The organism is Acinetobacter sp. AOR01_HL (assembly GCF_027855455.1).
GTDB classification, from domain to species: domain Bacteria; phylum Pseudomonadota; class Gammaproteobacteria; order Pseudomonadales; family Moraxellaceae; genus Acinetobacter; species Acinetobacter baumannii.
The window spans coordinates 17,090-42,731 of the sequence record NZ_JAKTIM010000004.1 but is presented as its reverse complement, the minus strand read 5'-3'; the positions used below and the strand labels follow the sequence as shown (position 1 = coordinate 42,731).

At 37.7% G+C, this 25,642-nt stretch carries 16 protein-coding genes, 2 tRNA genes and 2 pseudogenes; 14 read left to right on the top strand and 6 right to left on the bottom strand.

Translation table 11 applies throughout. The features are described from left to right. The 5 genes and pseudogenes from MKL62_RS00385 to MKL62_RS00365 all read left to right on the top strand — a co-directional run. A tRNA-Leu gene (locus tag MKL62_RS00385) sits at positions 1-85 on the top strand. A gap of 65 nt (positions 86-150) precedes the next feature. Continuing rightward, positions 151-224: transfer RNA gene (locus MKL62_RS00380), tRNA-Trp, on the top strand. Positions 225-428: 204 nt separating this feature from the next. Next, entirely contained in the window at positions 429-2,186 is a 1,758-nt protein-coding gene (locus MKL62_RS00375; protein ID WP_005128280.1) for a ShlB/FhaC/HecB family hemolysin secretion/activation protein, read from the top strand. Positions 2,187-2,249: 63 nt separating this feature from the next. Beyond that, positions 2,250-11,138: pseudogene (locus MKL62_RS00370) on the top strand (two-partner secretion domain-containing protein); the annotation flags it as partial. Further along, positions 11,131-11,409: pseudogene (locus MKL62_RS00365) on the top strand (TetR/AcrR family transcriptional regulator); the annotation flags it as partial. The pseudogenes MKL62_RS00370 and MKL62_RS00365, both read left to right, overlap by 8 nt. Before the next feature lie 55 nt (positions 11,410-11,464). On the opposite strand, the gene MKL62_RS00360 reads toward MKL62_RS00365, so the two are convergent. Then, entirely contained in the window at positions 11,465-12,583 is a 1,119-nt protein-coding gene (locus MKL62_RS00360; RefSeq protein WP_005128286.1) for a hypothetical protein, read from the bottom strand. Positions 12,584-12,700: 117 nt separating this feature from the next. Further along, positions 12,701-13,618: a LysR family transcriptional regulator gene (locus MKL62_RS00355; protein ID WP_000802864.1), complete on the bottom strand. Its 918-nt coding sequence runs from the start codon at positions 13,616-13,618 to the stop codon at positions 12,701-12,703. Between the two features lie 97 nt (positions 13,619-13,715). Between MKL62_RS00355 and MKL62_RS00350 the strand changes: the two genes are divergently transcribed. The 3 genes from MKL62_RS00350 to MKL62_RS00340 all read left to right on the top strand — a co-directional run bounded on the left by MKL62_RS00350 (position 13,716) and on the right by MKL62_RS00340 (position 18,275). Continuing rightward, a complete protein-coding gene (locus MKL62_RS00350) occupies positions 13,716-15,098 on the top strand; it encodes an omega-aminotransferase AptA (RefSeq protein WP_085940506.1) in 1,383 nt (460 codons plus the stop codon). 108 nt (positions 15,099-15,206) lie between these two features. After that, a complete protein-coding gene (locus tag MKL62_RS00345) occupies positions 15,207-16,775 on the top strand; it encodes a CoA-acylating methylmalonate-semialdehyde dehydrogenase (protein ID WP_000181286.1) in 1,569 nt (522 codons plus the stop codon). Between the two features lie 102 nt (positions 16,776-16,877). Next, positions 16,878-18,275 carry an amino acid permease gene (locus MKL62_RS00340; protein WP_001058173.1) on the top strand — a complete coding sequence of 466 codons (1,398 nt, stop codon included), beginning with the start codon at positions 16,878-16,880 and terminating at the stop codon, positions 18,273-18,275. 147 nt (positions 18,276-18,422) lie between these two features. Here MKL62_RS00340 and MKL62_RS00335 read toward each other — a convergent pair whose 3' ends face one another. Next, positions 18,423-18,656 (bottom strand): DUF2171 domain-containing protein, encoded by a 234-nt coding sequence (locus tag MKL62_RS00335; RefSeq protein ID WP_001094391.1) that lies wholly within the window; start codon positions 18,654-18,656, stop codon positions 18,423-18,425. Between the two features lie 298 nt (positions 18,657-18,954). Between MKL62_RS00335 and MKL62_RS00330 the strand changes: the two genes are divergently transcribed. The 6 genes from MKL62_RS00330 to MKL62_RS00305 all read left to right on the top strand — a co-directional run bounded on the left by MKL62_RS00330 (position 18,955) and on the right by MKL62_RS00305 (position 23,208). After that, positions 18,955-19,929 (top strand): acyl-CoA dehydrogenase family protein, encoded by a 975-nt coding sequence (locus MKL62_RS00330; RefSeq protein ID WP_025470009.1) that lies wholly within the window; start codon positions 18,955-18,957, stop codon positions 19,927-19,929. Beyond that, positions 19,917-20,711, top strand: coding sequence for a PIG-L deacetylase family protein (locus MKL62_RS00325; protein ID WP_000536980.1), 795 nt, complete (start codon positions 19,917-19,919; stop codon positions 20,709-20,711). Before MKL62_RS00330 ends, MKL62_RS00325 begins: the two co-directional genes overlap by 13 nt. Further along, positions 20,686-21,285 (top strand): class I SAM-dependent methyltransferase, encoded by a 600-nt coding sequence (locus tag MKL62_RS00320; protein WP_000581929.1) that lies wholly within the window; start codon positions 20,686-20,688, stop codon positions 21,283-21,285. The genes MKL62_RS00325 and MKL62_RS00320 overlap by 26 nt, the downstream gene beginning before the upstream one ends. Beyond that, positions 21,282-21,926, top strand: a complete 645-nt coding sequence (locus tag MKL62_RS00315; protein ID WP_005128288.1) for a glycosyltransferase family 2 protein — start codon at positions 21,282-21,284, stop codon at positions 21,924-21,926. Before MKL62_RS00320 ends, MKL62_RS00315 begins: the two co-directional genes overlap by 4 nt. A gap of 286 nt (positions 21,927-22,212) precedes the next feature. Continuing rightward, a complete protein-coding gene (locus MKL62_RS00310) occupies positions 22,213-22,575 on the top strand; it encodes a NirD/YgiW/YdeI family stress tolerance protein (RefSeq protein WP_000721827.1) in 363 nt (120 codons plus the stop codon). Between the two features lie 162 nt (positions 22,576-22,737). Beyond that, positions 22,738-23,208, top strand: a complete 471-nt coding sequence (locus tag MKL62_RS00305) for an AnBLUF65 family BLUF photoreceptors (RefSeq protein ID WP_001102888.1) — start codon at positions 22,738-22,740, stop codon at positions 23,206-23,208. Here the strand turns inward: MKL62_RS00305 and MKL62_RS00300 are convergent. The 3 genes from MKL62_RS00300 to MKL62_RS00290 all read right to left on the bottom strand — a co-directional run bounded on the left by MKL62_RS00300 (position 23,205) and on the right by MKL62_RS00290 (position 25,592). Next, on the bottom strand, positions 23,205-23,531 hold the full coding sequence (locus MKL62_RS00300) for a hypothetical protein (RefSeq protein WP_000469224.1): 327 nt from the start codon (positions 23,529-23,531) through the stop codon (positions 23,205-23,207). The genes MKL62_RS00305 and MKL62_RS00300 overlap by 4 nt on opposite strands. A 568-nt stretch (positions 23,532-24,099) precedes the next feature. Then, a complete protein-coding gene (locus MKL62_RS00295) occupies positions 24,100-24,705 on the bottom strand; it encodes a LysE family translocator (protein ID WP_005128289.1) in 606 nt (201 codons plus the stop codon). 50 nt (positions 24,706-24,755) lie between these two features. After that, entirely contained in the window at positions 24,756-25,592 is an 837-nt protein-coding gene (locus MKL62_RS00290; protein WP_000097865.1) for an AraC family transcriptional regulator, read from the bottom strand. Positions 25,593-25,642 lie beyond the last annotated feature (50 nt).

The window sequence follows — 25,642 nt, the reverse complement described above, 5'->3', positions numbered from 1 at the left end:
GGGGGCGTGGCGAAATTGGTAGACGCACTGGATTTAGGTTCCAGCGCCGCAAGGTGTAAGAGTTCGAGTCTCTTCGCCCCCACCATAGAAAGAAGCAAGACGATGATCTTGCTTTTTTTATGATTAAATCTGAATGGTTTAATTGTCTATAGAGGATTGGTGTAATGGTAGCATGACGGTCTCCAAAACCGTTCGTCAAGGTTCGAGTCCTTGATCCTCTGCCAAGATTCTAAAAAAGCTCCTTTTGTGGAGCTTTTTTTATACCTTATTGATTTTATATATAAATTTGTTTCTCGGTTGAGTGCTTCTAAAAGTTTGTTAATAAAAATTATTTTACATACAGACAAATCTGTATAAAAAATACTTCCACTTTGTTAAGGTTTTGTTAAAATAAAATTAAGTTGATATTAATCACGGTTTGATTTTATATGGTGAACTATAACAAATTTAATAAAAATGTCTTATTCATCTGTTTATCACTCATGGGGGGCGTAAGTTATGCGGCTGACTCGGATGATCCAATTCGACAGAGAATTCAGGCTGATCAGACCATTCGGCAACAGCAGCGAGATACTGCATTAGAAAAACAGATTCAGCCGAACGTAAGTGTGAATTTAGGGCAAGAACAAAATAAAATTTCAGCTCAGCAATTACAATATTTACACTCTAATAGTGAAACACCTTGCTTTGAAATTAAAAAAATACTTTTAGAAGGTGATTTAGCTCATCAATTCATTTCTAGCTTTAATGTGGTTACAACTGGTAAAAACAATATTATTGGACGTTGTTTAGGTGTAAATGGTCTTAATCAGGCACTTGATCTTGTCCAAAATAAAATTATTGCAGATGGTTATGTCACAACACGAGTGTTACTACCTCAGCAAAATATTGCATCTGGCACAGTTCGGGTTCATGTTATTCCTGGCCGAGTTGATCAGATTAAGTTTGCCGATGGTACCTCTAAACGAGCACATTTATGGAATGCTTTACCGATGAAGTCGGGAGCGCTTTTAAATATTCGTGATATGGAGCAAGGCTTAGAAAACTTTAAACGTGTACCTACGGTTGAGGCTGATTTTAAAATTCAGCCAGCAGAACAAAAAAATGAACCGGGTTATAGTGATGTGATTCTTGCATGGCAACAAGCTAAACCTTATCGCTTACATGTGGGGATTGATGATTCAGGTTCTGATGCTACTGGAAAATACCAAGGTACAGCGACCTTGTCACTTGACCATGTGTTAACTTTAAATGATTTATTTTATATCAGTTATAACCATGATTTAGGTAGCAATGGTTCTGGTAAACATGGTACAGATGGCTTTTATGCAAGTTATACCATTCCATTTGATTATTGGTTATTTTCAACCAGTTATAGCCGTTCTAACTATTTACAAACAGTCGCTGGAAGCACTGAAACTTATCAATACAGCGGTAAAAGCGAACTCATTAATGCAGATTTGTCTCGAATTATTTATCGAGATGCACACCGTAAAACTGCTGTAGGTTTTGGTGGATGGTACCGTGAATCACAAAACTATATTAATGATGTCGAAGTAGAAGTACAACGCCGAAAAACGGCGGGATGGAAAGCAAGTCTTGATCATACTGAATATTTTTCTAATGCAACATTAAGCGGTAATGTGACTTATAAGCGTGGTACAGGCTGGCTTAATGCAATGAGAGCACCAGAAGAAAGCTTTGGTGAGGCTTATACACATGTAGGCATTTTGCAGGCCAATGCCAGTTTACAAGTTCCTTTTAAAGTGGGGCAACAGAACCTACAATATCTTGCAGAATGGCGTACCCAACACAGTAATAAGCCTTTGACACCGCAAGACCGATTCTCGATTGGAAACCGTTATACCGTAAGGGGTTTTGACGGTGAACAAACTTTATTGGCAGATAATGGTTTTTTAGTTCGCAATGAACTGAGTGGCTCAATCATGAATAAACCACATTCGTGGTATGCAGGTATTGATTATGGAGAGGTGGGGGGAAAAACCGCGCATTATCCAAACCCTTTACCAGGTACTAGTTTGTTAGGTGCAGTTGTTGGTTTGCGTGGACAAATTGCCCCTCTGCGTTTGAATTATGACGTTTTTGTCGGAGCACCGTTGAAAAAGCCAGATCACTTCGAGACGGATGATTACACGACTGGATTTAGCGTGAACTGGACCTATTAATTTAAGTTCAAAGGTCCTGAACGCAATCAATTGTATTAAAAAAAGATTTAGTGAGATTTTAAAATGAATAAGAACCGTTATCGTATTATTTTTAGTCATGCTCGCGGTATGTTTATTGCTGTTGCCGAGATTGTAAAAAGTAAAACTAAGCAAGCAGGGCAAAGTCAGGGAACAATGGAAACAGGTGTGGTGACGTCTTCTGTTCCCACTATTCATTATAAAAAATTAAATCCACTTAACTTTGCAGTTATTGGTTGTTTAGGGGCATTGGTAATCAGCTTGCCAATGAGTAGTGTTGCTGGAACTCAAATCATTGCAGACAAAGGTGCTCCAACATCACAGCAGCCAACTATTTTAAATAGTGCCAATGGAACAACTCAGGTCAATATTCAGACACCAAGTGCGGGTGGTGTTTCGCGGAATACCTATACACAATTTGATGTTGGTCAAGAAGGTGCCATTTTAAATAACTCGCGTAATAACACTCAAACCCAGATTGGTGGATGGGTACAAGGTAATCCTTGGCTTGCAACAGGTGAAGCCAAAGTTATTTTGAACGAGGTTAATAGCAGTAACCCAAGTCAGCTTAAAGGTTATATCGAAGTTGCCGGAAAACAAGCTCAAGTCGTCATTGCAAACCCTTCAGGTCTAATTTGTGATGGCTGTGGTGTGATTAATGCAGACCGTTTTACTTTAACAACCGGACAAGCGGTAATGAATCAAGGTTATCTTGAATCATTCCGTGTTCGTGAAGGTCAGGTTACGATTGAAGGTAAAGGCTTAAATGGAAGCTTAACACCATATACCGATATTTATACGCGTGCCTTAAAGGTCAATGCAGGACTATATGCCAATGAACTTAACACGGTACTTGGACAAAATGACATTCAAGTCAAAGACCAAGTTACTCCTAAAATTACAGCAACTACAGGGCCTACATCTACACCTCAGCCGAACTTTGCCTTAGATGTGGGCCAGCTTGGTGGAATGTATGCTGGTAAAATCTTTTTGGTAGGGACAGAGCAAGGGTTAGGTGTTCGTAATGCTGGCTCGATTAACAGTACTCAAAGCACCCTTACCCTGAATGCAAAAGGTGATCTGGTCAATAGTGGTAATTTGATTGCAAATAAAGATCAGGTGCAACTTAAAGCTCAAAACATTCAGAATACAGGTAATATCAGTAGCGCAACTTCACAAATTTCAGTTGAGAGTCAAAATCTAAATAACTCTGGTCTAATCAGTAGTGCTGATGAGTTACATCTTCAAAATCAGAATACGATTACCAATAGTGGTACGTTAAATGCTGCCCGAATAGCAATTAACTCTACAAAACTAAAAAATAGCGGTTCTATTGAACAAACAGGCATACAAGCGCTTGATTTAAAATCAGGCTCAATGACAAACCTTGGCGGTAAAATTGGAATTGCTAAGAGTAATACTGGTGGTGGTACAGGGGGATCTACAGGTGGAAGTGTTCCAACGGTCCCAACAGATCCATCTAAAGATGGTGGAAGTTTAGGTGTTGTAACTCCAGTAGATACAACTCCAAAAACTTACGATACTGGTTTTATCCATGTGTCAGATGTGCTGAATAATGATCAAGGCGCAATCGTTGCCAATGGTGGTGTAGATTTAGACAGCCAAAATGGTTTAGATAACCAAGGCGGCCAACTTAATTTAGGTGCTATCAATATTAAAGGGAATAGCTTTAATAATGACCAAGGTCAGCTTACCGTTAAAAGTGCCAATATCCAGACCTCAACTTTCACTAACCAACAAGGTCAGCTTGCTTCTAATAGTACTCTTAATATTCAAACTCAGTCTGCCAACAATAAAGGCGGAAAAATCCAGTCAATTGGACAGCTTGATTTAGCTGTAAGTGGTGAGTTGAATAATGTTGATGGACAAATTGCTAGTGGAGCAACTGTCAACGTTAATGCAAGTGATTTGAAGAACCAGTCAGGTGTTGTGTATTCAGAAAACCAAGCTGTAAATATTAAAGCGAATAAAGCGATTGATAATACTGAGGGGCTCATTCAGGCTAAAACCAATTTAAATCTGAATAGCCAATCTCTTAATAATACATCAGGACAAATTGTTGCAGACCAAATTAAACAGAAACATGTGACGGTTAATAACAATCAGGGATCTATCGCAGCTCAGCAAAATTTAAACAGTACTGCCCAGCAGTTTGATAATACTCAAGGTCAGATTCACGCTAAATCAATAAAGCTACAGCATGATCAACTTAAAAACACGGGTAGTGTTTATGCTGATCAGGATTTAACAGTTACAGGGCAAAATATTCAGAATGCTGGTACTTTGGGGGCTGGAAAAAATGTCCAGATTACCAGTTCAACTTTAGAACATAGTGTAGGTGGATTGATTGCTGCGGGCCTAGATCGTGAAGGTAAATTAGGTGATGCTGGTGATGTGACTATTCGTTCAGATCAAGTCGGTTTACATGGGCAAACCTTAGCTGGCGGTAATTTAAAAGTACAAGCGCAAAGCAATATTGATGCGGCAAAAGGTCAATTGCAGGCACAAAATATTGAGCTAGATAGTGTGACAGGCAACATCTCTACGCAGGCTGGAAGCGTAGTTGCCCAGAATCAACTTAAACTGACTAGCCAGAATTTGATTAATAATCAGCAAGGCCTATTGAGTAGTCAGGACCTCATCCTTACAGCAAAACAGCTAGATAATAGTCAAGGTAAAATTCAGCATACGGGCAATAATGAATTTACCCTAGATTTTGTGAACGGTTTAAATAACAAAGCAGGTGAAATTAGCAGTAATGCATCTTCAATTAACCTGAACACGTCTGCTCTGAATAATGAAACTGGAAAGATTATCCATGCAGGGAATCAGCAACTGAATATCACTGCCGATCAATTGCAAGGTGCACAAGGCCAGATTCTCAGTAATGGACAGCTATTATTGAAGGGTGGACAAGTTGTATTAGATGGAGCAACTACTTCGGCGAATCAGATCAATATCTCTGCAGATAGTTTGAGTCATCAAAAAGGTCAAATGGTTCAGAGCGGAACACTAAACCCGCTCACCTTAGCGATTAAAGATCAAATGAATAACCAATTAGGTTTTATTCAGAGCCAATCGGGTTTACAACTAAAAACGACTACTCTTCATAATCAGGGTGGTCAGTTAAGTTCTGCTCTTAATTATGATGTACAACTTGATGTGGCAGACTTACTCGATAATAGTCAATCAGGCAAAATTTACGCAGGACAGAATGGCGTTATTCAAGCTGGTTCTATTAATAATAGTTTAAATGGTCTCATTTCTGCACAAAATGCATTAACTCTGACCAGCTTGGGAATCATTAATAACCAGTCCGGTAAAATTGTAGCGAATCAAGATGTCACTCTTACTTCTAATGGTGTAGACAATAGCAGTGGCCAAATTGGTAGTAGCCAAGGCATTGTAGCGATCAATGCAGGATCTGGTGTAGTTAATAATACTTCTGGAACTCTACAAGCTGAAAAAGATTTATCTGTAAGTGCTGACCAGATTAATAACCAATCTGGTCTCATGAATAGCCAAAGCTCGCTTGCTTTAATAAGCCGTAAAGATATTAACAATAAGTCTGGACAAATCATTGCTAAACAAGATGTGACTACACAGAGTCAAGGTCTGGCCAATGATTTAGGACAAATTGGTAGCGTTCAGGGCAATGTCTCATTAGATGCTGGTTTAGGCGATTTGAGTAATCAATCAGGCAAGATACTTGCCGCTCAGGATCTGACTTTAAGCGCTCAAAATTTAGATAATCAGTCTGGTCTTATCTCTGCTCAAAAAAAATTGGCCTTAAAAGTTCAGAAATTAAACAACCTTAAAGGTCAAATTCAAAGTGGCGATGCCATAGAAATTACGGGACAAAGTCTGAATAACCAAGGTGGTTCAATTGAGACAAATGCTGATCTTACTTTAAATATCAAAGGTGCATTAGATAACAGTCAGTCAGGCAAATTGACGGGCAACACTACAAAAATTACAGCAGGCTCAATAAATAATAGTAATAAAGGCCAAATTAATGCTACAGATACCTTAACTGTTTTATCGCAACAAGCAATTAATAACCAAACTGGGGTAATGGCCGCGAATCAGAACGTTTCTATTCAAAGTCAGGGCTTGGATAATACGTCGGGGCAAATTGGTAGTGTTCAGGGTTCATTAACCATTGATGCTCAAAAAGAAAAATTATTAAATACTTCGGGTTCGCTTCAAGCAGGAACGAGTCTTAAAATCACGAGTGGTGACTTGAATAATGATTCGGGCACTATTCTTGCGCTTACCGATAATACAATTACAAGCACAGGTGACGTCAGCAATAAAGCTGGAAAAATTGCATCGAATGCTCACACTACAATTACAACTCAGAATTTAAATAATCAGGCTGGAATGATTCAGTCAGGTAGTGGTTCAGCTTTAGATCTGGTAATTAATGGAGCATTAGATAATAGTCAAGCAGGCCATTTACTGAGTGGTGCTGGTTTGAATCTGAAAGTGAATACTTTAGATAACAGTCAGCAAGGGCAAATCAGTGCACAAGATGCACTAAATATCATTAGTGCTGGGCTTATCAATAACCAGGCGGGTACTTTGGTTGCAAACCAAAATGTAACTTTGAGCAGTAAAGGTTTAAATAATAATCAAGGACAGATTGGCAGCATTCAAGCTGGATTAGCTATTGATGCTGGGGATCAGGCTCTTACCAATCAGTCTGGCGTATTACAGGCAAAAACTGATTTAACAGCAAAAGCCTTATCTGTAGGCAATACAGCTGGACACATCAGCGCTCAGGGTAAAGTCGATTTAAACAGCCAAAAAAATATTAATAATACCCAAGGTTCAATTGTTGCTGATCAAAACCTCAATATCCATAGTCAAGGTTTGATTAACAATCAAGGGAAGCTGGCAACCCAAGGTAATTTGACACTTCAAGCGGGTACACAAGCGTTACAAAACCAAGCCGGTATTATTCAATCTGGACAAGATATGTCTATGATAGCTGGCTCAATTGATAACTCATTATCAGGACAGATCAATGCACAAGGTAGAGCTACTCTACAAAGCACAAGTCTTTTGAATAATGAAACAGGTATTTTGGCAGCGGGACAGGATCTTACGCTTAACAGTAATGGTTTAAATAACACAAAAGGTAAAATTGGAAGTGTGAATGGTGTATTAAATATTAATGCAGGTTCTTCACTTTTAAATAATCAATCCGGATCATTACAGTCGTCTGGCGTAATTGATCTTAAAGCGAGTGGTGTTAATAACCAATTAGGCAAAATTACATCATTAAAAGCGATAAATATAGATAGTCAACAACAGGCATTCACTAACCAACAAGGTACGATTAGCTCAGATCTGGTTTCGATTTCATCTGGTCTATTTAATAATGATCAGGGTCTTGTGCAGGCAAAAACATCACTTGTGCTTGATACCAATGGGCAGAATCTTATGAATACCAATAGCGGTACACAAGGGGGATTACTTAGCCAAGGTAATCTCACTTTAAAAAATCTTATTGCTCTCGATAATACGCAAGGTTACATTGCAAGTGGACAAAATTTAGATTTAAGTGCGAATCAGGTTATTAATAACAAAGGAACATTGCTTGCAACCCAAAACCTGAAATTACAAGGGACAGGTCAAAACCAACTGCTAAATAACCAATCTGGTCAGATTTTGTCGATGGGTGATATGCAGTTGACCATTGAACAGGTCAACAACCAAGGTAAATTGGTGGCAACAGACCCAGATAGCCATATCATGGCCACGGGGCAGCTAGATCTTGTAACTCAGCAGTTAGATAACAAAAACACATTAACTACGGATAGTACGTCTGTTCAAGGTATTGATGCTGGAAATCTAAACTTGAGCGCCCAAACTTTGAATAACAAGTCTGGTGCAATCCGTAGTAACCAAAATGCTGTACTTAATGTTAGCGGACAGTTGAACAACCAATCTGGTGAAATCAGCGCCGTTAAACAGCTTAATTTACAAGGTGATCAGCTGGTTATTAATAACCAAAAAGGCAAATTACTATCGGGTGAGAATTTAAATATTACAGCTCAATCGCTTACGGGTGATGGTCAGATTGCAAGTTTGGGTGACGCGAATATTACGCTGAAAGAAAGCTTTAAGCAGACTCAAGAAGGACAATTACAAGCGAATAAAAATCTGAGTCTAAGTACAACTTCGGATATTACCAACGATGGAAAAATTAATGCTGGCAATATCTTAAAACTAAATGCAGCCAATATAACTAACACTAGCAATGCTCAAATTGAAAGTCACGATACCCAAATTGAAGCACAAGATCAGATTAATAACACCGGGCTGATCAATGGTGATGACACCACACTAAAAGCAAATACTTTAAATAACCAAGGTACAGGTCGTATCTATGGTACAGATCTTGCGATTAGCGCTAACACTTTAAATAACTTGCCAGATATTCAAGGTAGGGCTCCAGTTATTGCTTCACGAGGTGATATGAACCTTGGTGTGGGAGTGTTAAATAATCTGGCAAATACACAAGATTATGTGAGTCAGGCACTTATATTCAGTGCTGCAAATTTATATTTAGGCGGTGCTTTAGATGAGAACCGTAAAGCGACTGGTCAAGCCAGTGTGGTTAACAATGAGAGCGCGACCATTGAATCTTTAGGTAACATGCGCTTATCTGCCGCACAGATTAATAATGTTAATAAGCATTTCATAACCGATGATAATGTTGAAGTATCACGTATAGATGGCTTAGAAAAATTCTGTAATGCTTGGTGTACCTTTGACGGTCAATATGATGGTGGTAACTGGTTTGAAGATTGGATGAGATACACCTATAGTGAAATTACTTATGAAACCAAAGCCATTGAATCTGCTCCGGGTCAAATTAAAGCAGGCGGAAATCTGGATCTAAGTGGTGCACAGGTATTTAATGATAAGAGCCAAATTTTAGCTGGAGGAGAGCTTATTAATTTGGGGGGTGCTATTGTTTCAGATAATAGCATAAAAGGGACTAGAAAGGTTGTAGATCGGGGGACAGTGTATAAACATTGGGAATATGAAGGTGATTGGGAAGGACCTTTTGAAGTTTCAAGTGAAACAACAATTGATGTGCCAATAGGTCAGGTCGCCGATCATTATGAGCTGAACCAAACGAATCAAGATATTACGGCTGTTTCTAAGAGTGCTGGTGATCCAATCACGAATGCACAGATCAAAACAACTCATGTTAATGATTTAACAGCTACATCTAATACAACTTTTGTTGAGCAAGCAGGTGTTGCACAAAATAAAAATTTACAAACAGCAGGTCAAACTTCTGTAAAAACTGATGTTCAAACTTCAGGGCTGAATGGAAACTCATCTAACGTTCAACAAAAAGACAATACCACTCAAATCTCTGTTTTGGACCAATTACAAGGTCAAAAAGCTTCTCAAGTTTCAGGTGTCTCCACCTCAGATCAGGCCACTGCACCAGATCAAGCTGGTACGGGGGAGCAACTCGAAATTCGTACCATTAATAACAACAATATTAAAGTTGCCAATAACGCCTTGTATAGAACAGGAGCTGATAGTAAAGCAGGTTATCTCATTGAGACTGACCCGAACTTTACCAATTACAACCAATGGTTGTCTTCGGACTATATGTTGAATGCTTTAGGCCTTGACCCTGCATTGCAACAAAAACGTCTAGGAGATGGCTTTTATGAGCAGCGTATGGTGCAAGATCAGATAACTAACTTAACTGGTTATCGCTTCTTGGAAGGTTATGCATCCGATGAGGAACAATATAAAGCCTTGATGAATAATGGGGTGACCTTTGCCAAGCAATATGGTTTGCGTCCGGGTATTGCTTTAAGTGCCGCACAAATTGCGCAATTGACCAGTGATATTGTCTGGTTAGTTGAAAAAGACGTGACGTTACAGGATGGAACGAAAACAAAAGCGCTTGTTCCGCAAGTTTATGTAAAAGCACGTGTGGGGGATTTAAAGGGTGATGGTACTTTACTGACAGGTAATAGCGTTAACTTTAAATTAAATGGTGATTTACTGAATGGTTCAACCATTGCTGGACGAGAAGCTGTTCAAATTACCGCAGATAATATTAATAATCTGAAGGGACGTATTCAGGGGAATACAGTTGATATTACGACTCAAAAAGACCTCAATAATATTGGTGGTCAAATCAGTGCCAAAGATGCAATGGCTGTAAAAGTCGGTGGCAACCTCAAGATTGAGACGACAACCAGAACATCAACCAGTCAGGTCGGTGATTTTAGTGCAAGCACAACCGGTGTAGATCGTGTTGCTGGGCTTTATGTAGGTAGTGGTAATAAGATTCAACCGAACAAGGCAACTTTAATGGTTGATGTTGCCGGAAATACAGTTCTTAAAGCTGCTGAGCTGAATAACAGCAATGGCGCCTCAGTGATCAATACAGTAGGAAATGTTGATATTGGCACAGTACAAACGGGTTATAAACTGAGTACTTACCGTGATATACAGAATCAGACGACCAGCCAGAAAGCCCAAGATGTTGGCAGTCAGCTTAATAGCAATGGCTCATTATTGTTAAATGGGCAAAATATTAAAATACAAGGTTCGGGTTTAAATAGTGTACAGGGTACGGCTCAAATCTCTGCCGTTAATCAATTAGATATTGAGGAAGGTCGTAAGACCAGCCAATTTGATCGACAGTGGTATGAGAAACATAAAGGAACTTTAGGTAGTAAGACCGATACTGGTTTTACTCATGATCAAGCGAGTGAAGCGATAGCAAGTACAATCAGTGGTAAAAAGGTTCTACTCGATGCAAATAATGTCAATATTCGTGGTAGCCAAGTGGTCGCTGATGAGTTGACTCAGATTCAGGCTAAAGAAAATATCAATATTGTGGCTGCGGAAAATCGATTTAGAAGGGCCGTATTACTTATTATTTAAAGCTATTTTTGAAATTAAAAATAGTTATCCCAACGCCTATCAAACCACGGTGCGCTATAGAACATGGTTAAAAAATGAAATTTATAGTCAACTTAGAACACTTAAATTTGATGCTTCATTTAATGATGCCAAACTATTTTTATATATGATTGAAGGCGCAATTATTCAGTGTTTAGACAAGAACGATGCGTATAAAGGAAATAACGCATTAGATTACTTTTTATTACTAGTATGTCAGGGGTAGGTAAATATCCCAAATTACATTAAGAAAGTACTTTGGGATATACAGCTTTTAAATTTTACTTATAGTAAGCTTGAATTTGGGCAGTAATAAAGTCATAACTAGCTTTATTGTATAAAGCAAATTCACCTTTTGTATGATAGTTAGGAATAAAATTACTTGGTGCGCCATAGGTTTCAGAGATAACATTGCCTTTAACTTGCCATTCACCATCGTAAATTTTACCATTCATTTCAATGGCTGGATCTTTACCATTCTCAAAAATTGGGTTACCTGCACTATCTACAAAATAAGTCACTTTATAGCCAGCAACAGTATCAAATTTATAATTAAAATTTGGATAAAGTTTTTGTTGCCATTCAGCTAGAGTTTTGAAATCAGTGAGTGAGCTATCAAATAAATAAAATTCTGTATTGTTATAAATAACAGACTTTGGGATATAAACAAAAGAGCCACTTGGGAAAGTTGCATTACTATTTACTAAATTTGCAAAGGCTGTTTGATTATCTTTAAGAATACGAGAAAATTGATCACTAATATAAATATAGTCTGAATCTTTTGGTATTGAATTTATGATATTAGGAGGGAAAATATCAGCTACTTTTTTACCAGAAACATTAATTTTCTCATAATCGAAACTAACATTATCTGAATTTAAGCTACAACTATCATTAAATTGAGCAGTCGTAATTTGTGAACCTTGTGAGGCAACAATATAGCCCTCAGGCCAACCATTATTTTGCTTTTGATAAGTCTTTTTAGTGAAAAGGCCAAAAGAGTTAAGGTCATAAGTCTGTACAACATCTTCAGCTAAACTACTTTCAATTTCGTCAGCGGTTACATTATAAATTGCTTTTGGTGATGAATATATCATCTGCCCATTTCTTTGAAATTCATCTGCATACAATTGTCTTATAGTAGTGAAGCTATTGCCTGTAGGTATTTGCTTATAATTGTATGTAAGGGAATATAAGGGCTCATCAAAAATTGTATTTGTTGAAAGTGTAGAGTTGAGTAGAATCCCTCGATTACACTTTAGAGTATTGGTTTCTTGTGGAGATTGTTCTTTAGTTTGGGATGATAGATTCTCTGTATTATTAGTGCTTGAACTACTTCCTCCACAACCAGTTAATATAATAAATAAAAGAGAGGCTGTTAAATTTGAAATTTTTTTCATGAATAGACCTTATGTAGTTATCTCTAATGTGAAATAAAAATTATATATTTTTATTAATAAAAATAGGAGATTAAATTATACTAATAAATATAAATTCTACTGAAATATTTGGTACTTTTAATTGTTAGCTATTCGCTTCTCAAGCATTTCCATAAAGGTTTTTAAAATATTATTGTGATTTTTACCCTTATGAGTAATTAAGCATATAGGGGTGCTGTAGTGCATTTTATCTTTTAAAACAGGCTGCATAACACCGTCTTCAACCCATTTTTTTGCATAGTGGTCGGGTAAAAAACCTAAAAATTTTCCGGTTAAAATGAGAAAGGCAATACCTTCGCGGTCACTTGCCGTCGCTTTACAATCTAAAAGCTGATGCAACTTGGCTGCTTCCGAGGTAATCGCATAATTAGGAAGAATGGCTTGCCATTTTTTTAATTCATTTAAATTAATGTTGCTACATTGGTTAAATAAAGGATGATTTTTGCCGCAATATAAAAATGAACTTTCACTATATAAATCGAAATAGTCTAAACCAGACAAAGGCGTAACAAGGGGGATAACACCTGCGTGCAAACGGTTATCAAGTACACGGCATTCAATATCTGAAAGGGTGCTCATACTGATATTAATAATAACCTCAGCATGTTCCTCGGCAAGTTGTGTCAAGGTGTTGGTGATATAGCCTCTAGGCATAGTCACAAGGTTGTTAATAATGCCGATATTAAATTCACCCTTAAGACGGTTATGCATTTGGTTAACTTTAGAACGGAAGTCTTCAATGGCTGCTGTCAGCACTTCGATATATTCTAAAATTTCCCGTCCTTCATCGGTCAGGGCAAAGCCGGCACGGCCACGTTGGCACAGCCGAATGCCCAGACGATTTTCTAAATCACTCATATGCAAACTAATTGCAGAGCGGCTAATACCTAAAATACTTTCTGCAGATGTAAAGCTGTGACAGTCGCAAACCGTTTTAAATATTTTGAGAAGTTTTATATCAAAATCAGTAACTTGATTTAATTTTTTAGGTTTCATTTAGTTTTGTTTTTTTAAATCTAAACTCAAGATAATTTGAATTTATCAAACTTATCTCGCTATGTACACTCAAACCATAATTTGAAAATAAACAGGAATGGTTATGTTTGATACGGATAAATTCAGCGACTCTGAACATACTTTGGACGCGGTTCAACCTAATAATAATATGCACATAAATTATCAGGCACACTGGATGCCTTTTTCAGCAAACCGAAACTTTGCTAAAGACCCACGTATGATTGTGGGTGCCAAAGGGTCTTATCTGATTGATGATTCTGGCCGTGAAATATTCGATTCACTTTCAGGCTTATGGACGTGTGGTGCAGGTCATACCTTGCCTGAAATTCAACAAGCGGTAAGTGCTCAATTAGGTCAGCTCGACTACTCACCAGCGTTCCAGTTTGGTCATCCACTGTCTTTTAAGCTGGCAGATAAAATTGTTCAGCATATGCCTGAAAAACTACAACACGTTTTCTTTACCAATTCAGGTTCAGAGTCGGCGGATACGTCTATAAAAATGGCACGTGCCTATTGGCGCATTAAAGGTAAACCAAGTAAAACCAAATTGATTGGTCGTGCCCGTGGCTATCATGGTGTGAACGTTGCGGGGACAAGTTTAGGTGGGATTGGCGGCAACCGTAAAATGTTTGGACAACTTATGGATGTAGACCATTTACCGCATACCTTGCAGCCGAATTTAACTTTTACCAAAGGTTGTGCAGAAACAGGTGGGGTAGAACTTGCCAATGAAATGCTTAAGTTAATTGAGCTACACGATGCTTCAAATATTGCAGCCGTCATTGTTGAACCTATTTCGGGTTCTGCGGGTTGTATTGTACCGCCAACAGGCTATTTACAACGTTTAAGAGAGATCTGTGATCAGCATGACATCTTGTTAATTTTTGATGAAGTAATTACAGGTTTTGGCCGTTTAGGAACGTGGACGGGAGCAGAGTATTTTGGGGTAACACCAGATATTTTGAACTTTGCGAAACAGGTGACCAATGGTGCTATTCCTTTAGGTGGTGTGGTGGCAAGCCATGAAATTTACTCAGCCTTTATGCAACAAGACTTACCAGAGCATGCCATTGAATTTACCCATGGCTATACCTATTCGGCACATCCGGTTGCTTGTGCGGCTGCTTTAGCTGCGCTTGAAGTTTTAGAAAAGAAAAACCTGTTAGCTCAATCTGCGGCGTTAGCACCAACTTTTGAAAAAATGCTGCATGACTTAAAAGGCTCACCGCATATTTTAGATATTCGTAACTGTGGTTTGATTGGTGCTTTGCAGTTAGCGCCACGTGATGGCGATGCCACAATCCGAGGTTTCGAGATTGGTATGAAACTTTGGAAAGAAGGATTCTATGTTCGCTTTGGAGGCGACACGCTTCAGTTCGGCCCAATGTTTAACAGTACAGAAGCAGATATTGACCGCTTAATGAATGCCGTGGGCGATGCGCTTTATCAAGTGAATTAAGGCTTATAGACATTTTAAGAGCATCGGTAAAGTTTATAGATGCTCTTTAAAAACTAAATGAAAAATACAGTTTGATCTGAAAACTAATTGTAGTAAGGAGTAACAACAATGACAAATGGCCTAGAAGATTTTAGCTATGAAGAAGTTTCAACTGAAAATAGTACACATAGTGAACAAGCCAAAAAAGTGCTAGGGCATTTCATTCAAGGAAGAATTGTATCTAAAACGGCAAGAAAACAGCCAGTTTACAATCCTGCGACGGGTGAAATTAGTAAAGAAGTCGAAATTGCAGATGCTCAAACGGTAAATGAAGCAGTTCAGGTAGCCGAACAAGCATTTCCTGCATGGCGAGATACACCAGTCATTAAACGTGCACGTGTCATGTTTAAGTTCAAACAATTATTAGAGCAAAATGCCGAAAAGATTTGTGCTTTGATTGGGCAAGAGCACGGTAAAATTTCCCATGATGCTCAAGGCGAATTACAACGTGGTATTGAAAATGTTGAATATGCTTGCGGCGCACCAGAGCTTTTAAAAGGGGAATATTCAAAAAATGTCGGTCCAGATATCGACTCATGGAGCGAGTTCCAACCGTTAGGTGTTGTGGCTGGAATTACACCGTTTAACTTCCCGGCCATGGTGGCGTTATGGATGTTCCCAATGGCACTGGTTTGCGGTAACTGCTTTATTTTAAAACCTTCTGAAAAAGCACCTTCAGTGGTTTTATACCTTGCTGAACTTTTAAAACAGGCAGGTTTACCTGACGGCGTATTTAACGTGGTGAATGGTGACAAAGAAGCGGTAGATGCCTTATTGCATCATCCTCGTATTCAGGCAGTCAGCTTTGTGGGTTCAACCCCAATTGCTGAATATATTTACCGTACAGCGACTTCAACGGGTAAACGTTGCCAAGCATTAGGCGGTGCAAAAAACCATGCGATTATTATGCCTGATGCCGATATTGATAACGTAGTGACTTCATTGTTAGGTGCAGCTTTTGGCTCTTCTGGCGAACGTTGTATGGCACTTTCGGTTGCGGTTGCCATTGGTGATGAAGTTGCCGATGTCGTGATTGATAAGCTGACACAAGAAATGAAAAAATTGAAGTTCGGCAACTATGCAGATGCAAGCAACGACTTTGGACCACTTATTACCCAAGCACATAAAGACAAAGTACAAGCCTATATTCAAAGTGCAGAGCAGCAAGGCGCAAAAATTGTGGTCGATGGCCGCGATGCAAAACCGGCAGGCTATGAAAAAGGTTTCTTTGTTGGACCAACTTTAATTGATCAAGTCACACCAAACATGACCAGTTACCAGCAAGAGATTTTTGGTCCTGTGTTGCAAGTTATGCGTGTAAATACCATGCAAGAAGCGATGCAGCTGATTAATGACCATGAATATGGTAACGGTACTTGTATCTATACCCGTGACGGTGAGGCAGCACGCTATTTTAGCAGTCATATTCAAGTCGGTATGGTGGGTATTAATGTGCCTTTACCAGTACCTGTGGCTTATCATAGCTTTGGTGGCTGGAAACGTTCGTTATTTGGTGATTTACATGCGTATGGCCCAGATGGTGTCCGTTTTTACACACGCCGTAAAACCATTACACAGCGTTGGCCATCTGCTCAAGTCCGTGAAGCAAAACAATTTTCAATGCCAACTTTAAATTAATTTTTATTATTAGGGAAAACAGCCGTTTTCCCTTTTTTCATGACTGTAGGATTTTGAAATGTAATAGATTGTTTTTATGGATATATTTTTAAGGAATGAAATATGAATAATGATAGAACAAAAAAATTAGGCGAAGGACTTTCAAATCGCCATATCACAATGATTAGTATTGGCGGTGTTATTGGTGCTGGTTTATTTGTCGGTTCATCTTCTGCAATTGCCAAAGCAGGCCCAGCGGTGATTCTTGCGTACCTGATTACCAGCATTATGGTATTTCTGGTTATGCGTATGTTAGGTGAAATGGCCGTTTTAGAGCCAGACACCGGTTCCTTTTCTACATATGCCCGTAAAGCCATTGGCCCGTGGGCAGGCTTTACAATAGGTTGGTTATATTGGTGGTTTTGGGTACTTGCGATTCCGGTAGAAGCCATCGCAGGTGCTGAAATTTTACATTCGTGGTTTCCGAGCGTTTCGGTTTCTATCTATGCATTTTGCTTTATTGTGTTCTTAAGCTTAGCCAACTTTTTTAGTACCAAAAGTTTTGGTGAGTTTGAGTTCTGGTTTTCTTTGGTCAAAGTCGTTGCCATTATTGGTTTCATTATTATTGGTATTTTGGCAATTTCAGGTATTTGGCCTTTAGCAAAAAATGTCAGTGGTGTTGCCAATTTATACAACAACGCTGGTTTTATGCCGCACGGTATGGGAGGCATTTTATCTGCCATTTTAATTACGGCATTTTCATTCTTTGGGGTGGAAATTGTTTCGATTGCCGCAGCAGAGTCATCTAACCCTAAACAGAAAATTAGACGTGCCACCAATTTGGTGTTGTACCGTATTATTCTTTTTTTCGTGGTCTCAATGTTTATTGCTGTTTCACTTGTCGATTGGCGTTCACCGGACTTACAAAAGTACGGGACATTCCAATACGTTTTAATGAGCTTAAACGTACCAGGCACTAAACTTATTATTGATACGGTCGTGTTTATCGCCGTGGCGAGCTGTATGAATGCGGCAATTTATACCTCTTCTCGTATGTTATTTCGTTTGGGAACACGTAATGAAGCACCACAGGCAGTCACTAAAGTGAACTATGCCGGTGTACCTGCAATTGCGGTGTTTTCCTCAACTTTTATTGGTTTAGTATGCTGTGTCATTAACTATGTATTTCCTGGAAAAGTCTTTGGCTTATTGCTCTCAAGCACAGGGTCAATTGCTTTACTCGTGTACTTGGTTATTGCGTTTTCGCAACTACGTTTAAGACATAAGCTAGAAGCGGCTGGAGCGGAAATTCCATTTAAAATGTGGTTATTCCCATGGCTGACTTGGTTTGTGATTATCATTATTTTAAGTGTATTGGCTTATATGTTCTTCTCACCAGCCTATAGTTATGAAACGACTCTATCTTTAGGTGTAACCTTAGGTGTGGTGGTTTGCGGTTTGTTTGTGACCCGAAAGCGTAAAGCAACCCGTTCGGTTGCGATCAATCAGAGTAATTTATAAAATATTAAATTAATTTTTAATGATACAAATAAAAAGCTCCTTAATAAAAAGGAGCTTTTTATTTTTTTAATTCTAATTATTTTATTTTAATTGTAGTTGGGTTTTTATAATAATATAAAGAGTTAAAAGCTAACTAAGCAAAGATGTTTAAATCGCTTGCCAGTTTTCTTTAACTTCTTCTGAGTTTTTATTTAAAATGACTTGATCTTCTTTTACCTCCCCAATCCAAGAAGTAGGGATAAGATGATGTTGATCATTTTCATCTTTGGTGAGTTTTAACTGATTTTCACCTTCAAGATGATCGACAGTTCCTACTTTGGTGCCACAAGAAGCAATAACGTCTGCATGTTTTTTAATATCATTAATATTTAAAGTATTCATCTTTGACCTCTTCTTTGGAAATAGAAAAACGGTAGAAACTAAATTACTGGATAAAACGGCAGAAATCCTTAATTTTTAATAAACCTTACATGATTATTTTATAATTTCACTTAAGCGATATATTTAGGTAACAATGAAATAAAAAGAAATATTCATTGAATAAAGTTATAGAAAATATCTTTTTATTACATTTTATATCTTTAATTAAACAGAATTATTTCGATATGTTTAAGTGAATACTTTTGAATAATTATTTGTAATGAATATTAAAATATCTATAAATATGACAATCTTGAGTATGTTGAGTGAATTTGAACATGCTCAGGCCGAAAACAAAAGTCAGCTCCGCCAAGATTTACTCTACCAATTGGTAAGTTTATCTAAAAGTTTGCCTTATCCAGCTTCAGGTCATACCTATCAGCGATGGCAATTATTTGCTCAAATTGCAGGGTATGATTTAAGTCTCGCTAAATTATTTGAGTCACATCATGATGCTTTAAGTATTTTAAATGAATTGGGCTATCAAGACGAAATCGATGATCAGACTTGGGCGGTATGGGCAGCAGAGGGTGGGCTGGCACCTGTACAGGTCCAGAACAATCACTGTAATGGCATAAAAACCTGGTGCTCAGGTGCAGAGTTTATTCAAAAAGTCCTAATGAGTTATAAGGAGAAAGAAGGCCAAGCACAACTTTGTATCGTTGATTTGTCTCATCCCTCGGTTCATGTTGACTTGAGCCACTGGCAAGCAGTCGGCATGCAGGGAACCCAAACAGCCCAAGTGCATTTTGACAATACTCCTGTTATTCTTATCGGACTGCCAAATTGCTATTTGGAACGTCCGGGGTTTTGGCATGGAGCTGCTGGTGTCGCGGCTTGTTGGTATGGTGCGGCGGTACGCTTGGTTAGCTTCTTACATAAAAGTTGCACCCTTAACCCAAACGCCTTTAAAAAAATGTATTTAGGGGAGTTGGCTCAACAGCTCTCTGTAACCAAACAGTATTTTCAATATATTGCCAAGCTCATTGATGATGAGCCTGCGCTCAGCCATGAGCGTGAAATCCGTATATTACGTGCCCAAACAGAACAATGCTGCCAGAGTGTTATTCAAATCGTTGGTAAAGCTTTAGGCGCGCGTCCTTATTGTGAAGAGCCTACATTTTCACAGCTCATCGCTGATTTACCAGTATTTATCCGACAGAGCCATGCGGCTTTTGATTATGAGTCTATTGCTGAGCTCTGTTTACCGGAGAAAAGCTTATGGGAACTTTGAAGCATCCCTTAGTAGAGGACCGTATGATTTCAGGGGAAGGCACACCCGAATTCATGTGGCTTGAGGCATTTAAAAAGAATCCTTTAGATCGGCTGAATTTAAAGTTGTTTCAGTCTAAAAGAGTGGTGATTGTTGCTCCGCATCCTGATGACGAAGTGCTGGGTTGTGGCGGCTTAATGCAGCAGCTAGTTGAGCAAAACTGTCATATTGTCATTTTGGCAGTCAGTAATGGAACACAAAGCCATCCTCATTCAGTGAAATATACTCCTGACCAATTGAACGATTTACGTCCGCAAGAAACACTGGCTGCTTTAAACACTTTAGGTATTTCAGCTTTTTCTGAACGGATTGGTTTAAATCTAATGGATGGTCAAATTCATTTACAGACTGATCAATTGAATCAGGCACTTAGCCAAATAGTTCAGCCCGAAGATATTTTAATTTGTAGCTATGCACTTGATGGACATCCAGATCATGAGGCTGTCGGGAAAACAGTACAAGCTTTTGCCGAAGCTCGGGACTTACTATGTTTGCACGTATTGATCTGGGCATGGCATTGGGCAGAGCCTTTTGACACACGAATTAACTGGTCCAAAGCAAAAGCTTATGCCTTAACTGAAAACCAGTTAATTAAAAAACATCAGGCGGTTATGCAATTTAAAACACAACTTGAAGCCGATGAGAGCACAGGAAATTCCGCCGTTTTATCCTCAAGTGCGATTAGCCGTCTTTTAATGCCTTATGAGGTATATCTGAGTGATTCATTCTCGTGTGTATTTTGAAGAGTTGTATCGTAGTAATAATGACCCGTGGGGCTATGACTATCACTGGTATGAAGCCCGTAAAAGACAAATCTGCCTTGCATTATTAACGCGACCACACTACGAAAGAGTTTTAGAAATTGGCTGTTCAAATGGGCATTTAAGTGTTTATCTGGCTCAGCGCGCTGCTCGTCTGTTATGTATTGATGTGTCGAAGCAAGCCGTTCAGCTCGCATCCCAACGGTTAGAAGCATTTGAACATGTGACTGTTGAAAATAGAAAAATACCTGAAGATTTTTATGAACAAAAATTTGACCTGATTGTAATTAGCGAAGTGGCGTACTACCTCACATTCGATGAGTTAGGTGAGTTTATTGAACAGTTAAAGCAGGCCTTAAACCCGGAAGGGGAAATTTTGTGTTGCCATTGGCGACATGATATTCAGGATTTTGAATTGAATGCCCAAAAAGTCCATCAAAGCTTTCAACAATCTTTTCCATTTCATCACTATTTAAGTCTGAACGATCCGGACTTTATGGTCGATGTTTGGACGGTTAATCCTTCATCAATAGCTCAGCGAGAACAATTACGATGAAAATAGGTGTTGTAGTTCCAGCGCATAATGAAGAGCAACATTTGCCCGCCTGTTTGCAATCAATTCAGGAGGCGATTGAAAAAGTACCGGATGAACAAGTCGAGGTTATGGTTGTACTTGATAGTTGTACGGATCAGTCGCGCTCAATTGTACAGCGCTACGGAGTAAGCTGGATTGAATGTAATTATGCATGTGTCGGAAAAGCACGGGACTTAGGTATCCGCCAACTTATTCAAAATGGCGCAACATGGCTGGGTTGTACCGATGCTGATAGTGTGGTCAGCCCTGACTGGTTACGCTGCCAGATTTTGCATCAACCTACAGATGCAATTTGTGGCATTGTGACTTTAGATGACCTTAGCCGTTTATCGGTTATGAAACAAAAAAAATATTTATCGCATTATCAGGATTGTATGGATCATCACCATATTCATGGCGCAAATTTAAGTTTTAGTGCTGCTGCTTATATGCAAGTAGGCGGTTTTGAACCTGTTCCTTGCCATGAAGATGTTTCGCTCATTCAAAAACTGATAAGGCAGTGCTGTAATATTACATGGAGCAATTTAGTCCGAGTAACTACCAGTAGTCGACTCGAAGGAAGAGCGCCAGAAGGCTTATCAAAATTTTTAGAAAATCTTTAATTAAACTTATTTTCTTAAGATTATTTTAATAATTAAAATATATTCTAAACTCAGATCCTCTGTTATAGATAGTATTTTAGTGTTCATTGAGCTATACCTTTTTGCCACATCACCCGATGTGGTTTTTTTTCATTATGACCATTCAAACATCTAGGCCAACGCAAAGACCTTCTCAACAATAGTGCTGTATATCTGACACGATGACACAAAAAATCACAAAAGCTAAAACTCACGGTTTTCATAAATTGTTTAGATAGCTATAGATAAAATAACGAGGAGAATATTCATGAAAAAAATATTATTTACCACACTCACTGGACTTGTTTTATTAACTAGTAGTGCAGCATTTGCAAGAACAGATCCCGCTTTACTTAATCAAGCAGCAAAAAATGTAGTCACTGTTTCAAAAGCTAAAACTTTAGCTGATGAAACAGGGGTAACCTTAACTGGTACTATCGTTAAGCATATTGCTGGCGACCATTATGAATTTAAAGACAAAACAGGTTCAATTGTGATTGATGTCGATGATGATTTGGCAAATGGTTGGCAGTTAAAGGTTGGAGATAAAGTGCGTATTGTAGGTGAGGTTGATACCCACCGCGTTAAACCGACTGAAATTGAAGTGTTACAAATTGAACGTGTTAAATAATTTTTCATTTTAAATAAAAAGCTCGAACTAGATTCGGGCTTTTTATTGAAATAAGCAAGCTTATAAATTTTTTATAATAATGAAATATAAAGTATTTTAAATAAAGGTATGTTAAGTTGAAAATTCCATTAATAATGAAATTTTATATTTCACGGAAGTCTTATGAACGTTCGCCTGTGTTATGCCAGCCAACGAAATGAAAAAAATGAAGATTTGCTACAAGATTTACGTGATATTCTGACAGAAGCTCGTGATTTCAACGATTTAAACGGGATTTGTGGGGTGCTTTATTATGCCGATAATGCATTTTTTCAATGTCTAGAAGGCGAACAAGAGGTCGTTGAAAGATTATTTGAAAAAATTCAAAAAGATCAAAGGCATTATAATATTAAATGGTTATGCACATACTCCATTGATGAACACTCTTTTCAGCGTTGGTCAATGAAATACGTGCAGCGTAATACAAATATTGAAGCTTTCTTTCTTAACATGGGAGAGAATACCTTTAACCCGCTTTTGCTGAACCAGCAAAACCTCAAATTTTTCTTAAATGAACTCTTAATTGCAGAGCAAACTAAGATGAATACGGTTAAAAAAGTTGGAATGGTGAATCGGGGAGTAAACCCGTTCTAGCTATTAGATGCGATACCGATATGGATGTGTTTGAGTTTAGGTACGATTTGTGTCATGACTAAATAAACAATTACTGAAATCGACAGCATCCATATCACTTCTAAACTTTGACTAATCACAAACATTGCCCAGTAAAAAAAGCTAAAAAGGGCAATACACAGTCCGCTTCCTTTGTAGTACCAAGTAATAAATATTCCAAAGAGCGCTGAAGAAATGATGAGATTTAGTGTCTGATTCATTCCTAGATAGTTAAAAAGAATAATTAGTAAGCATAAAGCTAACATTGATAGTAAATATACAAATATATTTTTTGCAATAAACATTCTTTATATCCTATCTGAAGATTTAAAAAGTAATCTTTCCTCTGTTTCCAGAGGAAAGATAGTACATATTCATTTTTTGAGATTCTTTTTCTATTATTGAGACTTTTTATATTAATAAAGATGACTTTATCATTTTCTCCAGATCTCTTTATTAATATTCAGCTTTCTATTTAATAGTAAAGAGTGCTTATATGTACTGAAATTAATTATAGGAAAAACAATCAATTATGTTGTAAGCTTTAGCTTACATAATTGTGAGACATTGCCTACATTTGTATAAAAAATAACCTAATTTTACAAATTTTTATGAATAAAACTTTATATTTTACATATGTTTATTTAAAATTATTGTTGGGATGGTCTTTACATAAATAACAAAAAGTAACATCGGATTTTCAATCATTATTTTTAAATAAAATTTGATGAATTAAAAAATATTATTATTAAAAAGTTAATTAATATAAGTTTTGATAATTTGTATAATGAAAAGTAATAATTTGAACTTATAAATTTAAAATATGTTTGTTAAAAATAGATTTCCTTATCTATTTTGATTAGATTTTGATGATCAAAATATGGAGAACATGGGCCACCAGACCGAGGCTAGTAATATAATAGCCATTATTTTATTAAAAATATTTATATGTTTGGGTTTTGAAAAAAGTCGAGTACTTAGTCTGCCTACTAAGGCCCATAGGTAGAGACAAGGAAATGCTATAAGTAAAAAAATGCAGGATAAAATTGAGACATTTATCAAGATATCTTGTCCCTGTTTTGTATAGACGCTAATAACTGCGAAAGCCATCATCCATGTTTTAGGATTAATCGCTTGCATTAAAAAAGCAGCTTTAAAACCAATAGGAGTGTATTGTTCATTTTTTTCTAAAGAGATAACAGGATTGTAGTTATATAGTTTCCAAGCTAGAACGGTAAGCCAGATTAAACCACTCCATGTCATAATTTTTTGAATAACAGGGTAAGCAAGAATAGTGGAGCCAAGGCCAATACCAACCACTAATACAAGTAAGGCTGCTCCAATACAAGAACCTAAAATAACGGGAAGTGTTTTAGAAATTTTATAATGACTACTTAAACTTAAAATTATAAAGTTGGTCGGGCCTGGAGTAATTGAGGCAACAATTGCAAATAATGAAAATGCAGTGAGGTTTTCCATCTTGTCTACCTTAGTTAATTGGAAGAGACAAGATGAAATAATTAAGATTTTTAATCTTGAAGATTTGTGCAGATTTTTCTGTAAGCGGCTGGTGTTAGTCCATAACAGCGTTTAAACCAACGACTTAAATGACTTTGGTCTGAAAAACATAAGTCAGAAGCAACTTGTGCTGGAGAAATACTTCTAGCGAGTAAATCACGTGCTCGTGTAAGTCTCAGTTGAATAAGATATTGATGAGGAGCTAAATGAAAAGTGGATTTAAAAATACGGTGAATATGGTAACGGTCTAGTCCCACCATACGTGATATATCTTCTAACCCAATATCTTCAAATAAATGATCATGCAGAATATCTCGGATTTGATGGGCGATCTGGGGAACATGAATACAAGAAGATTGAGAAGCTTTTTTTAACCATTTACCTTGGGCAATATATTGAATAAGCACATCTAGACTATTGTCTTTCACAATATTCATTTCTTTATAGTGTAAGTGTCGAAATGCTTGCGAAGTAATGATTGCAAGTTGATCATCGGATTTTAATGGCGCATCAATCACTAGTTCGTAATGATCGGGGCTGTTGTGAAACAAACCTTGAAGGCGTTGCTTTAACCATTCTGGATGTAGATAAAGCATTTGGTAGGTAAAACCATCAGATGCAGGCGCATGTCCATCATGAATTTCTTCTGGCTCAAGCATAAAGACTTGCCCAGCATGACTATTGATTTGCTTTTTACGGCAATGAAATTGTTGAATGCCAGATTCAGTTACACCAATTAAATAACTTGAATGCCAATGGGGATCATAAGCATGGCCAGTAAAATGAGCACGGATTGTTTCGATACCCGTATTGGTATCTTTTGAAATATCCACCCAGTTACTACTCATAAGCACTGACCTATAAACTTTTAATTTTAGCCCCTGAAACAGTATAAAAG

Bases quoted from the DNA above. Each gene is read 5' to 3' on its own strand.
- MKL62_RS00375 (WP_005128280.1), top strand. From the start codon at position 429: ATGGTGAACTATAACAAATTTAATAAAAATGTCTTATTCATCTGTTTA.
- MKL62_RS00360 (WP_005128286.1), bottom strand. From the start codon at position 12,583: ATGAAAAAAATTTCAAATTTAACAGCCTCTCTTTTATTTATTATATTA.
- MKL62_RS00355 (WP_000802864.1), bottom strand. From the start codon at position 13,618: ATGAAACCTAAAAAATTAAATCAAGTTACTGATTTTGATATAAAACTT.
- MKL62_RS00350 (WP_085940506.1), top strand. From the start codon at position 13,716: ATGGTTATGTTTGATACGGATAAATTCAGCGACTCTGAACATACTTTG.
- MKL62_RS00345 (WP_000181286.1), top strand. From the start codon at position 15,207: ATGACAAATGGCCTAGAAGATTTTAGCTATGAAGAAGTTTCAACTGAA.
- MKL62_RS00340 (WP_001058173.1), top strand. From the start codon at position 16,878: ATGAATAATGATAGAACAAAAAAATTAGGCGAAGGACTTTCAAATCGC.
- MKL62_RS00335 (WP_001094391.1), bottom strand. From the start codon at position 18,656: ATGAATACTTTAAATATTAATGATATTAAAAAACATGCAGACGTTATT.
- MKL62_RS00330 (WP_025470009.1), top strand. From the start codon at position 18,955: ATGTTGAGTGAATTTGAACATGCTCAGGCCGAAAACAAAAGTCAGCTC.
- MKL62_RS00325 (WP_000536980.1), top strand. From the start codon at position 19,917: ATGGGAACTTTGAAGCATCCCTTAGTAGAGGACCGTATGATTTCAGGG.
- MKL62_RS00315 (WP_005128288.1), top strand. From the start codon at position 21,282: ATGAAAATAGGTGTTGTAGTTCCAGCGCATAATGAAGAGCAACATTTG.
- MKL62_RS00310 (WP_000721827.1), top strand. From the start codon at position 22,213: ATGAAAAAAATATTATTTACCACACTCACTGGACTTGTTTTATTAACT.
- MKL62_RS00305 (WP_001102888.1), top strand. From the start codon at position 22,738: ATGAACGTTCGCCTGTGTTATGCCAGCCAACGAAATGAAAAAAATGAA.
- MKL62_RS00300 (WP_000469224.1), bottom strand. From the start codon at position 23,531: ATGTTTATTGCAAAAAATATATTTGTATATTTACTATCAATGTTAGCT.
- MKL62_RS00295 (WP_005128289.1), bottom strand. From the start codon at position 24,705: ATGGAAAACCTCACTGCATTTTCATTATTTGCAATTGTTGCCTCAATT.
- MKL62_RS00290 (WP_000097865.1), bottom strand. From the start codon at position 25,592: ATGAGTAGTAACTGGGTGGATATTTCAAAAGATACCAATACGGGTATC.